This is a genomic window from Rhodospirillaceae bacterium (assembly GCA_018662005.1).
Classification (GTDB): Bacteria; Pseudomonadota; Alphaproteobacteria; order Rhodospirillales; family JABHCV01; genus JACNJU01.
The window spans coordinates 1-11409 of the sequence record JABJHA010000029.1 but is presented as its reverse complement, the minus strand read 5'-3'; the positions used below and the strand labels follow the sequence as shown (position 1 = coordinate 11409).

At 53.2% G+C, this 11409-nt stretch carries 10 protein-coding genes; 5 read left to right on the top strand and 5 right to left on the bottom strand.

Annotated features, from left to right (window positions below; all coding sequences use genetic code 11):
• Window positions 1–1228, bottom strand: a 1228-nt coding sequence (locus tag HOL66_12560; protein ID MBT5245063.1) for an indolepyruvate ferredoxin oxidoreductase family protein, incomplete at its 3' end; no start/stop codon positions are given.
• Between the two features lie 239 nt (window positions 1229–1467).
• Here HOL66_12560 and HOL66_12555 point away from each other — a divergent pair.
• Genes HOL66_12555 through HOL66_12545 form a run of 3 tightly spaced genes read left to right on the top strand, consistent with a single transcriptional unit; the run spans window position 1468 to window position 5691 of the window.
• Window positions 1468–2445, top strand: a complete 978-nt coding sequence (locus HOL66_12555) for an NAD-dependent epimerase/dehydratase family protein (GenBank protein MBT5245062.1) — start codon at window positions 1468–1470, stop codon at window positions 2443–2445.
• Window positions 2446–2455: 10 nt separating this feature from the next.
• Complete coding sequence (locus HOL66_12550; protein ID MBT5245061.1) at window positions 2456–4804, top strand: tetratricopeptide repeat protein; 2349 nt, start codon at window positions 2456–2458, stop codon at window positions 4802–4804.
• Window positions 4801–5691 carry an EamA family transporter gene (locus HOL66_12545; GenBank protein ID MBT5245060.1) on the top strand — a complete coding sequence of 297 codons (891 nt, stop codon included), beginning with the start codon at window positions 4801–4803 and terminating at the stop codon, window positions 5689–5691. Before HOL66_12550 ends, HOL66_12545 begins: the two co-directional genes overlap by 4 nt.
• Here HOL66_12545 and HOL66_12540 read toward each other — a convergent pair.
• A complete protein-coding gene (locus tag HOL66_12540; GenBank protein ID MBT5245059.1) occupies window positions 5669–6502 on the bottom strand; it encodes an MBL fold metallo-hydrolase in 834 nt (277 codons plus the stop codon). The genes HOL66_12545 and HOL66_12540 overlap by 23 nt on opposite strands.
• The gene (locus HOL66_12535) at window positions 6502–8256 is read right to left on the bottom strand and encodes a long-chain fatty acid--CoA ligase (protein MBT5245058.1); all 1755 of its coding nucleotides are present in this window, start codon (window positions 8254–8256) and stop codon (window positions 6502–6504) included. The genes HOL66_12540 and HOL66_12535 overlap by 1 nt, the downstream gene beginning before the upstream one ends.
• A gap of 52 nt (window positions 8257–8308) precedes the next feature.
• On the opposite strand from HOL66_12535, the gene HOL66_12530 reads away from it, so the two are divergent.
• On the top strand, window positions 8309–10102 hold the full coding sequence (locus HOL66_12530; protein MBT5245057.1) for a M3 family oligoendopeptidase: 1794 nt from the start codon (window positions 8309–8311) through the stop codon (window positions 10100–10102).
• A 17-nt stretch (window positions 10103–10119) separates the two neighbouring features.
• Window positions 10120–10443 carry a heavy metal-binding domain-containing protein gene (locus HOL66_12525; protein MBT5245056.1) on the top strand — a complete coding sequence of 108 codons (324 nt, stop codon included), beginning with the start codon at window positions 10120–10122 and terminating at the stop codon, window positions 10441–10443.
• Between the two features lie 16 nt (window positions 10444–10459).
• Here the strand turns inward: HOL66_12525 and HOL66_12520 are convergent, their stop codons facing one another.
• The gene (locus HOL66_12520; protein ID MBT5245055.1) at window positions 10460–10858 is read right to left on the bottom strand and encodes a hemerythrin family protein; all 399 of its coding nucleotides are present in this window, start codon (window positions 10856–10858) and stop codon (window positions 10460–10462) included.
• A 96-nt stretch (window positions 10859–10954) separates the two neighbouring features.
• A complete protein-coding gene (locus HOL66_12515) occupies window positions 10955–11284 on the bottom strand; it encodes a response regulator (GenBank protein MBT5245054.1) in 330 nt (109 codons plus the stop codon).
• Window positions 11285–11409 lie beyond the last annotated feature (125 nt).

Genomic DNA, 11409 nt, shown 5'->3' with positions numbered 1-11409 from the left:
AGGCGAGGCGCTCGACAATCCGCGGGCTGGTGATGAATTGTTCCATCCGGGCGGCAATGACCCGGGCGATGCGGGCGGGTGAAAGCTCGAACGCGGAGGGCAACACCCAATCGCCTTCCTCGTCGAACTTGCCGACGACCCTGGGGCGGACGCTTTCCCGCCAGTTGTATAGCTGTTCCTTTAGCTGGTTTTCGATAACCGCGCGTTTTTCCTCGACGACAAGGATTTCCTCAAGACCGTCGGCGAAATGGCGGATCCCGTCGCGCTCAAGCGGCCACGGCATCCCGACCTTGTAAATCCTCAAACCCAGCTCGGCGGCGTAATCCTGATCGATGCCCAAGTCATCAAGGGCCTGCATGACGTCCAGATAGGATTTACCGGTGGTGACGATACCAAGGCGGGCATTCGGGCTGTCGATGACGATTTTGTCGAGCTTGTTGGCCTTTGCGAAGGCCAACGTTGCGTACATTTTATGTTGTTGCAGGCGGCGTTCCTGCTCCAGCGGCAGGTCAGGCCAGCGAATATGCAAACCGCCATCCGGCATATCAAAATCATCCGGGGTGACGATTTTGATCCGTTCAGGGTCGATGGAAACCGAAGCCGAGCTGTCCATAGTTTCGGTAATCGCCTTGAGGCCAACCCAAACCCCGGCGTAGCGGGACATAGCCCAGCCAATTTGGCCGTAATCGATGATTTCCTGGATACTGGAAGGGTTCAGGATCGGGATTTGGGAATCGATGAAAGCGTATTCACTTTGGCTTGGAACGGTTGATGACTTGCACGCAGGGTCATCACCGGCAACCACCAGCACGCCGCCTTGCGGTGCGGTCCCGGCCATATTGCCATGACGGAAGACATCGCCAGAACGATCGACCCCCGGACCCTTGCCGTACCACATGGAAAAGACACCATCGACAGTGGCGTCCTCGTACAGGTGGGTTTGCTGGGTTCCCCAAATGGCGGTCGCAGCCATGTCCTCGTTGATGCCGGGCTGGAAGCGGATGTTGGCTTTGGCGGTGATGGGGGCAGCACGCCAGAATTCCTTGTCGACCATGCCCAGGGGTGAACCCCGGTAGCCGGAGACAAAACCGGCGGTATTCAAACCGGCCTTTTCGTCGCGGGCTTTTTGCATCAGGGTCAGGCGGACCAGCGCCTGGGTGCCGTTGAGGAACACCCGACCGGAGGGCTGGCTGTATTTGTCTTCAAGCGTGAATGTGGCCAGTGCCATCTTCGTGGAACCTTAAAATGAATATGTTGTGTTGAAGGATACTGCCAACAACCCCTGTCGTACAGGTTACGAAGAATTTCGCAAGTCAGTATCCTTTGGACAGGGGATGGAGATCGATTGTTCCGTGAGCGGGCGCTTCGTTGAAACTTCTTTAAACATGATAATAAGGGGGGTGATTTCCCCGGCCAGTGTCTTTATACCAATCAAATCCAGGTATTTAAGAATCTGACAGGTTGATTATGACCGTATTGGTTACCGGGGCTGCAGGATTTATCGGCTATTTTACGACGTTGGCGCTGCTTGATGCGGGCCAGCGGGTTATCGGTATCGATAATCTAAACGATTACTATGACGTTTCCCTAAAACAGGCGCGTCTTGATAATTTGCTGGGTCGTAACGGTTTTACCTTCAGCCAAACCGATATCGCGGAACGCGAGGCGGTCGATATCCTGTTCAGGGAAAATCCGGATATAACCCGGGTCATTCATCTGGCGGCACAGCCGGGGGTGCGCTATTCGCTGATCAACCCATACGCCTATACCCGCAGCAACATTGAAGGCCATTTGGTGCTTCTTGAAGCCAGTCGCAGGCTTTCCGGGTTGGAGCATTTCGTCTATGCGTCATCGTCATCCGTTTACGGCGATTCCGATGATGTTCCGTTTTCTATCGACAAGCGCACCGATACACCGGTGTCACTGTACGCCGCGACCAAGAAATCCATGGAGATGATGAGCCACGCCTATGCCCATCTTTACCGGATGCCCTTGACGGGCCTGCGTTTCTTTACGGTTTATGGCCCCTGGGGTCGTCCTGATATGGCCTACTATATCTTCACAAAGAAAATTCTTGCGGGCGAACCGATACCGGTATTCAACAATGGCGAGATGCGCCGGGATTTCACCTACATTGACGATATTGTCTCGGGCGTTCTGGGTTGTCTGGACAGGCCTCCTGCCGATCAGGGACTTCCCCCATACCGGCTTTACAATATTGGTAACAACAAAACCGAAAGCCTGATGGATTTCATTTCCATGATTGAAAAGGCTTTAGGCAAAAAAGCGGAAATCGATTTTCAACCAATGCAAGCCGGTGATGTAAAAGAAACCTTTGCTGATATCGATGCCACTGTTGAAGATTTCGGTTTTGCGCCAAGCACCGGAATCGATGTCGGTATCCCCCGCTTTGTTGAGTGGTATAAAGAATTTCACGGCGTTTAAAGGCCTTTCCATGAACCCCAAAGAAATGCCCCAGCACCTGGTTGTCATGTTGGAAACGGCCATTGACCATCAAAGTGCCGGGCGCATGAATGAGGCAGCGGCCCTTTACCAGCAAGTTCTACAGATTGACCCCGCCAATACCTTTGCCAATCATTTGTTTGGCGTTATGCATGTGCACGCAGGACAAGCGCAAACGGGCGTTACCTTGATCGAGACGGCCCTTAAAGGCGATCCGGAAAATCCCGAAATATTGAATAACCTGAGCAGCGCCCTGATTGGGGCCGGGCGCAAGGATGATGCCCTGGCAGCAGCCCGGCGCGCCCTTGAACACAAACCTGACTATCCCGAAGCCCTTAATACCCTGGGGCGTCTGCTCGTTGATGCAGGCCAGTACGGGGAGGCCGAACAAAGCATTCGCCGCGCCATCGACCTGAAACCAGAATTGCTCGCCGCCCACAACAATCTTGGCAATGCCTTACTGGGGCTTGAACGCCTGGATGAAGCGGAAGAAAGTTTCCGGCGCGCCCTGGAATTGAGCCCCAATTATCCTGACGGCTTGAATAACCTTGGCTGCCTTTTGGCCAGGCAGGGCAAGATTGATGAGGCGGAGCAATCCTTCCGCCGGGTTCTTGAACTGGCCCCTGAAAGTGTCGACGGTCTTAACAATTTGGGTAACCTGTTTATGGTTGATGACCGCACCGTCGAGGCCGAGGAGTGTTACAGACACGCACTAACTGTTGCACTGGATAATCCCAAGGTTCTGACCAATCTTGGTGACGCGCTGCAACATCTGGAACGCATTGAGGAAGCCGAGACATGTTTTCGGCGCGCCCTGGAACTTCAGCCGGATTATATCAGGGCGCTGTGTGCGTTGGCTCACGCCCAGGTCAGTGCCGGTTTTTTTCAGGATGCCCTGTCCACCTATGACAAGGCGATCAGCTGTGATCCGCAAAATACCGGGATTAAAGTCAAGCGGGCGCTGGCTTTGCCGATTATTCCTGCGTCGCTGGAGGATATTGAACAGGCACGCGCACACGTCATGGAAAGCGTCGAAGACCTGATCGCCACGGGTGGTTCCTTGAAAGAGCCAGACGGGGAAGCCGGTATTACCGGGTTCTATCTGGCCTATCACAACGCCAATGATGTTCCCTTGACCCGGAAAATTGCCGAGATGTATTTGAAGCTGTGCCCGTCACTGGACTGGCAGGGCAAGTTATCTGGCTCGCAAAGCCCGGACGGTAAATACAGAATCGGTTTCATATCATATCATTTTTACGACCACACAATTGGCAAGCTGTGCCGTGGCATTTTTGAACATCTTGATTCTGAAAAATTCGAGGTGGTGATCTTCCGCACATCGCGAAAATCCGATCATATGTCCGAAGCCATCGAAAGCGTTGCGGCCAAGGTTGTAACTCTTCCTCAAAATCTGGAAAGCGCCAGGGCTGTCATAGCCGATGAAGCCCTCGATCTGCTGTACTATCCCGACATCGGCATGGATACCTTTACCTACTTTCTTGCCTTTGCCCGCCTCGCCCCGGTTCAGGTGACGAGTTGGGGCCATCCCATGTCGACCGGGATTCCCAATATCGATTATTTTGTTTCCTCCATGGATCTGGAAACCGATAACGCCCAGGATAATTACAGCGAAACACTGGTTCGCCTGGCCCATCCGCCAACTTACTACTATCGCCCTGAAATTCCTGATGTGACCGATACACGGGCCAGCCATGGCTTGTCTGACGATGAAAATATTTATTTGTGTCCGCAAACCCTGTTCAAATTTCATCCCGGTTTTGACGCCATTTTGGGGGATATTTTGCGCGGCGATCCGGTGGGCCGTCTGGTCCTTCTGGCCGGTCGTTACCCAAGTAAGGAAAGGCTGCTTCGTGAAAGGTTTGCCAAGACCTTCCCCGATGTTCTGGACCGGGTTGTCTTCCTGCCGCGTATGAAGATGGCCGACTTTCTGTGTCTGGTCCGCTCAGCCGATGTGATTCTCGATCCGGTATATTTCAGCGGCGGCAACTCGACGGCTGAAACTTTTGCCTTGGGGGTTCCCATTGTCACATGGCCAGACAAGTACCTGCGCGACCGGGTCACTTATGCCTTTTATAAAACCATGGGTATCAGTGAACTGATTGCAGATAGCGCCGGCCACTATGTCAGCCTCGCCAATCAATTGGCGACGGACAAGGAATTTCACGCCCGGATGTCAAAATTAATCAAGGATAATGCTGAGCTCTTTTTTGAAAATATCAAGGTCGTGCGCGAGCTTGAAGATTTTATGGTCGCCGCCATCGAGGCAGAAAGAAAAGCCAGCGACCCCGTCCAGTGGGATGGTCAGGTCACAACGTCATGATGACGTTGTCATCCGCCCGTCCGGCGTTGCTGCTGTTGTTGCTGGCAACGATCTGGAGTTCCTCCTTTGGCTTTATCAAAGTCGGTGTTGAAACAATTCCACCGATGACGCTGGCCGCCGTTCGAATCATTATGGCGGCGTTGTTGCTCTACGGGGTTGCCCGTTTCAAAGGCATGACCATACCCAAAGACAAAAAATTCTGGTGGCTGGCATTCCTGATTGGAATCTTCGGCAATGGTCTGCCCTTTACACTGATCGGCTGGGGGGAGCAGACCATCGATAGCGGGCTTGCCGCTATTTTGATGTCGGTGATGCCGCTGGCGACCATCTTGCTGCTGCATGTGTTCAGCTCTGATGAACGACTGACCCTGGCCAAAATGTCAGGCATTGTGGTTGGATTTTGCGGGGTCGTCGTGCTGGTCGGGCCAGAGGCCCTTAAAGGTCTTGGCGGCGACGCGGTGCGCCAGATCGCTGTCGCTTGCGGGGCCATGTGTTACGCCATCGCCACGACCATCGCCAAGAATGTGCCGCGCCTCCACCCGGCGGTCAGCGGTACGGCAGTGATGACCATGGGGGCTATTCAGATGACGGTCCTGTCGCTGCTTTTTGATCAGCCCTGGCTGTTGTCGCCAAGTTTGATGTCCAGTTTTGCGGCGGTTTATCTTGGATTGTTTCCGACGGCTGTGGCGACGCTAATATACTTCCACCTGATTAAAGAACGGGGGGCGACGTTTATTGCCCTTAACAACTACCTTATTCCGGGCCTTGGCGTGCTGTGGGGCTCGTTGTTCCTGAGCGAACATGTCTCGGTTCAGGAAATTTTCGCCCTGGGCTTGATTCTGAGCGGCATTGGCATTGCCAATATCAGGAAACGGACAACTTCATAAGATCGTGACCGATAATGACGGGGCCGTCGAAGTCCTGGCGGACTTCGTCAAGCAGGCTGCCTTCGTCAAACTTGGGCGGCACGAAATGGGTGAGGACAAGTTTTCCCGCCTTGCACTGGGTAGCCACTTTGCCAACCTGATCCGACACCGTGTGATAGGCCTTCATGGCGCTGAGCGTTTCGGCGCTGCGTTTGCCTTCGACGACAGGCAGTTCGCGGTGGATGAGAACTTCATGCAATAACATATCGACCCCTTGGGCCGCTTCGATCAGGGCCGGGCAATAAGTGGTGTCGCCACTGATGGCGAGGCGCGCTGCGGGATTTGTGAAAATAAATCCAAAGGCATGTCGCACGGGCAAATGATTGACGGCGACGACCTGTACGCTCATGTCGCCAAAATTGAGTGTTTCCCCGTCCGCGATCTCATTGACTTCAACGTCAAGGGCGGCAATGGAGGGGCGTTTCTCGTGGCTTATTCGTTGTTCCAGTTCAGGCGCCCACAAGGCCATGAGACCATCTACGTACTGCCTGGTGCCGGGCGGCCCGAATATCCGCTGTGGTCGATCACGGCCCTGATGCCAGCTTGAAATGATGAGCTGAAACAGGTCGACAATGTGATCCGAATGCAGGTGGGTCAAAAGCAACGCGTCAATCTCGCTGCCCGGACAGCCGGCGGCCAACAAACGGTGGCTGACGCCGGAACCGCAATCGACCAGCAGCCGGCAACCGGGGCCGCCATCGACAAGATTGGCCGGGCCATGACGGTCCAGGTCAACACTGGGACAGCCGGTGCCGAGCAGAGTCAGTTCCATTATCCGTATAGCGCGGTCAAGCGCTCACCATAGATTTCATTGATCTTGTGTCGGCGGATTTTCATGGACGGGGTCATCAGGGCGTTGTCGATGGTAAACGGGCCTTCGGCGATGATGAAGCGGCGCACCCGCTCAATATTGGAAAGACCGGCGTTGATCTTCTCGATGACGGGTCCCAAGGCCTTATGCAGTTCTTCATCGCTGGCCTGGGGATGTTGTTCCAGCCAATCGGGGTCAGGAACCAGCAACGCCACCAGATGCGGCCGTTTGTCACCATAAACCATGGCCTGGGCAATTTCCGGCTCCAGTGTCAGAATCCCTTCGATACGCTGTGGGGCGATGTTATCGCCGCCGGAATTGACGATGATGTCCTTCTTGCGGTCGGTTATCAGCAACCGCGCGTGTTCGTCCATATGGCCAATATCACCCGTATGCAGCCAACCATCCTGAATGCATTCACCGGTTGCTTTGTCATTCATCCAGTATCCCTGCATGACCAGTTCACCCTGGACCAGGATTTCTCCGTCATCGGCAATTTTTACGGTGACGTCGGTCATCGCCGGACCAACCGTATCCATCTTGATGTTGGAAGGCCGGTTGACGCTGACGACCGGGCCCGATTCTGTTTGCCCGTAGCCCTGCAGAATGCACAGGCCGAGAGATTGAAAAAACAGACCGATGTCAGGGTTTAAAGGTGCGCCGCCCGATACCAGTGCTTTCAGGCGACCACCAAAGCGGGCCTGGACTTTTTTGCGAACCAGTTTTGACAGTATTGCATCAAGCGAACCATCGATCGGGCCAAGGCCACCGTTAAGAATTTTTTTACGGCCCAGTTGAACGGTTTTGTTAAACAGTTTTTCCTTGGCCCCGCCTTGTTGCCTAACGCCGTGGGTAATGCGCGCGTGAAGGGTCTCATATAGTCTAGGAACGGCGGTCATGATGGTCGGACGGGCGTCGACCATGTTGGCCGCCAGGGTGTCGGCTTCGCAATAATAAATCTGCGCACCAATGGATATCGGGAAGAATTGCCCGGCCGTGTGTTCATAAGAATGTGATAGCGGCAGGAACGACAGGAAAACTTCCTCACCGAGCCCAAGTTCGGTAAGCGCGTCCCGGGCCCCAGTGCAATTGTGCAGGATCGCGCCGTGGTGCAGCATGACGCCTTTTGGGGCCCCGCCGGTGCCTGACGTGTAAATGATACAGGCAGTCTGATCCCGTTTCATGGACTCTGACTGGCTGACGATGCTTTCGTGGGCGCCCGATCCGGTTTTAAGGACATCGCTCCAGGTGTGCAGATTTACACCGACATGCTGTTCCAATTCAGGTTTTTCAATGGTGATAATGTCTTCCATTGAATCCGCCTTAAGGGCCGCAGCCAATACCCTTTCAAATAGTTTTACGCTGGAAACGATGGCTGCCTTGGCACCGCTGTTCTCAATCAGGTAGCGGTGGTCGGCTTCCGTATTGGTGACGTATCCGGGAACTGTAATAGCCCCCGCCGCCATGATGGCGATGTCTGCGATGAGCCATTCCGGTCGGTTTTCTGAAATCAGCAAAACCCGGTCGCCTGCCACGACCCCCAAGGATTTCAGGCCACGGGCCAGTTCGCTGACCTGTATGGCGGTCTGGGCCCAGGATTGCGAAACATAGGCGCCATCGTGCTTGGCCCAAAGGAATGGAGCATTGCCGCCCTGTTCGGCCTGATCAAAGAACATGGTGACAAGATTGGGCCAGGTTTCAGCTATTCTGTTCATCAAATTTCCGGCTTTAGTGGTTGTTCTTGCCCTTCTTTGTAACCAGCCTTATATGGTTCGGGCAAGTAAGGAGAATTTAATGCCTGATACGAAACTTCCCGAATGGGATTTAAGCGATCTCTATTCTTCCCCGGACGGACCGGAAATCGAGACTGATTTTGTTCGCGCTGAAAGTCTGTCGAAAGATTTCGCTGCGGCCTATCAGGATAAGCTTAAAAGCCTTGATGGTGACGGGTTGGGTCAGGCCATTGCCGCGTATGAGGTTTTAAACGAAATTATATACAAAGCCATGAGCTACGCGCAGCTGTTGTATGCAGCCGATGTTAGCGACGGCGAGCGCGGGCGTTTTTATCAAACCGTACAGGAACGGGTCACTGATATTTCGTCCCTGACCCTGTTTTTCAGGCTTGAGATTAATCGTCTTGATGATGATGTTCTGGCGGCCCAGATTGGCAGCGGCAAGGCCGCGCATTTTGCCCCCTGGATCAAGGACGTGCGTGCCTTTCGCACCCACCAGTTATCGGACGATCTGGAAAAACTTTTGCATGAGAAATCGGTCAGCGGCCGTGCCGCGTGGGTCAGGCTTTTTGATGAAACGGAGGCTTCGTTACGTTTTTTGCTGGATGGCAAGCAAGTCAGCATGTCCGACGTGCTTAACCAGATGTCAGACACTGACGGAACCAAGCGAAAGGCAGCAGCCAAGGCCCTGGGACAGGTCTTGACAGAAAACATCAAACTGTTCTCGCTGGTCACCAATACCCTGGCCAAGGACAAGGCGATCGAAGATAGTTGGCGCTCATATCCTCGACCAATTTCCGAACGCAACCTTTCCAATCAGGTCGAAGATCATGTGGTTGATGCGCTTGTCAGCTCTGTGCGCGAAAGCTATCCCGGGTTATCCCATCGTTACTATCGGCTAAAGGCCAAGTGGTTCGGCGTTGACGCGCTGGATTACTGGGACCGCAATGCCCCGTTGCCCGGCGACGACGCAAAAGTTTACAGCTGGGATGACGCCCGCCGTACGGTACTTGACGCCTATGGTCGTTTTGAACCCAAGCTTGCCGAAATCGCCGACCGGTTTTTTGACAAACGCTGGATTGACGCAGCCTTACGCGAAGGCAAGGATTCCGGAGCCTTTTCCCATTCCACCGTACCGTCTGTGCACCCCTATATTCTGATGAACTTCCACGGCAAGGCCCGGGACGTGATGACCCTGGCCCATGAATTGGGGCATGGGGTGCATCAGGTGTTGTCAGGCTCGCAGGGTGCCCTGATGGCCGATACACCGCTGACAACAGCGGAAACGGCGTCTGTGTTTGGCGAGATGCTGACATTCCGCTCGTTGCTTGAAGCTGAGGGTGATCCAGCCCGCCGCAGAATCTTGTTGGCTGGCAAGGTCGAGGACATGCTCAACACGGTTGTTCGCCAGATCGCCTTTCATAGTTTTGAGGGGCGCTTGCATGACGAGCGTGCAAATGGCGAACTTTCGCCAGAGCGCCTTGGCGATATCTGGATGGAGATACAGGGCGAAAGCCTTGGGCCGGGCATTCGCTTCGATGATGATTATCGTTCGTTCTGGGCCTACATTCCGCACTTTGTTCACTCACCGTTTTATGTGTATGCCTATGCTTTTGGCGACTGTCTGGTGAATTCGCTTTACGATGTATTCCAGGCGGGTCATCCGGGTTTTCAGGAAAAGTATTTGACCATGCTGGGGGCTGGCGGGACTCTGCGTCACAAAGAACTATTGGCGCCGTTTGGTCTTGATGCCGGTGATCCTGAATTCTGGAAGCGTGGCCTTGGCATCGTTGCCGGTTTCGTCGATGAACTTGAAAAAATGGAATAGAGAAAAGGATAATAACGATGATCGTCACCACCACCGATAACGTCGAAGGCCGCAACGTCAGTTCTTATTGTGGAATTGTATCGGGTGAAGCCGTTATGGGCACCAACATCTTTCGCGACATGTTCGCCGGTATCCGCGATATCGTCGGCGGACGCTCAGGCTCTTATGAAAAAGAACTGAAAAGTGCAAAAATCCTGTCCATCGAGGCGATGATGGCTGAGGCCGAAGAGTTGGGTGCGGATGCTATCGTCGGTGTTGATCTGGACTACGAAGCCCTGGGTGGCAATGACAAATCCATGTTGATGGTCACGGCCAACGGGACAGCGGTAAAACTGGCCTGATTAAAAAGGGGGGGCGTCAGTATCTTTCGCCTTTCACGTAGGGTCTAAGCTTCATGTCTTCATTAATGACATGATCGATTAGCCAGTCGTGCAGGAATTTGCTGACTTTACCAATGTCGATACTTTTCTCTTCTGTCAGGCTTTTGTGGAAGTCATCCATAGAGTCGAGCAGTTTTGTGTGTTGATCAGCATGGGTGCGACGATCAGGATAATGGACGGCATCCATTAAATTTTGTTCACGTTCAAAATGTGAATGGGCATATTCGGTAAGGCCATTAAAGGCGTCTTCAAGAATAACCGGATTTTGTTGCTGAACGGCAATTTCGTATTGATTGATCAAAAGAAGAAGTTGTTTGTGATCATCATCAATAAAATCGTTCCCGACTGACAGGCTGTCACGCCATTCAATTGGCATTTTATTACCCTCTTATATTGTTGGCTTTGAAGACCATCTGAAATTTATGAGGCCCAAACATAATGTTCAATGACGATCATCAATTAAGGCAGGGGGTTAGAGCAAATGTTTTTCAACAGTCTCAAGGAACAAGGGAACGGAAATAGGCTTGCCGATAGCGTCTTCACAGCCAGCATCAAGTATGCGTTCAATGCCGCCGTCCAGGGCAAAGGCCGTTACAGCCAGTACCGGAATATCCTTCAAGTCGGCGTCTGCCTTTAACTCCTTTGTTCGATCCAACCCAGAAACTTTTGGCAACTGGATGTCCATTACGACCAGATCAGGGTGGTGTTTTCTTGCCAATTCCACGGTGTCCGCACCATCGACAGATTGCAGGGTATTGTAACCATGGGCTTGAAGTAGATCGTTGAACGGTAATACCCCCATTTTCAGAGGGCCGCATAAATAGAATCGTTTAAGCGGCTATGCTTATCATAGCCAGTTTCTGTTTTGGCGTTATGCCGCCGATGGCCATGTTGGGCCGTTCGTTGTTGTATGTCCATAACCACTTT

Bases quoted from the DNA above. Each gene is read 5' to 3' on its own strand.
- HOL66_12555 (MBT5245062.1), top strand. From the start codon at position 1,468: ATGACCGTATTGGTTACCGGGGCTGCAGGATTTATCGGCTATTTTACG.
- HOL66_12550 (MBT5245061.1), top strand. From the start codon at position 2,456: ATGAACCCCAAAGAAATGCCCCAGCACCTGGTTGTCATGTTGGAAACG.
- HOL66_12545 (MBT5245060.1), top strand. From the start codon at position 4,801: ATGATGACGTTGTCATCCGCCCGTCCGGCGTTGCTGCTGTTGTTGCTG.
- HOL66_12540 (MBT5245059.1), bottom strand. From the start codon at position 6,502: ATGGAACTGACTCTGCTCGGCACCGGCTGTCCCAGTGTTGACCTGGAC.
- HOL66_12535 (MBT5245058.1), bottom strand. From the start codon at position 8,256: ATGAACAGAATAGCTGAAACCTGGCCCAATCTTGTCACCATGTTCTTT.
- HOL66_12530 (MBT5245057.1), top strand. From the start codon at position 8,309: ATGGTTCGGGCAAGTAAGGAGAATTTAATGCCTGATACGAAACTTCCC.
- HOL66_12525 (MBT5245056.1), top strand. From the start codon at position 10,120: ATGATCGTCACCACCACCGATAACGTCGAAGGCCGCAACGTCAGTTCT.
- HOL66_12520 (MBT5245055.1), bottom strand. From the start codon at position 10,858: ATGCCAATTGAATGGCGTGACAGCCTGTCAGTCGGGAACGATTTTATT.
- HOL66_12515 (MBT5245054.1), bottom strand. From the start codon at position 11,284: ATGGGGGTATTACCGTTCAACGATCTACTTCAAGCCCATGGTTACAAT.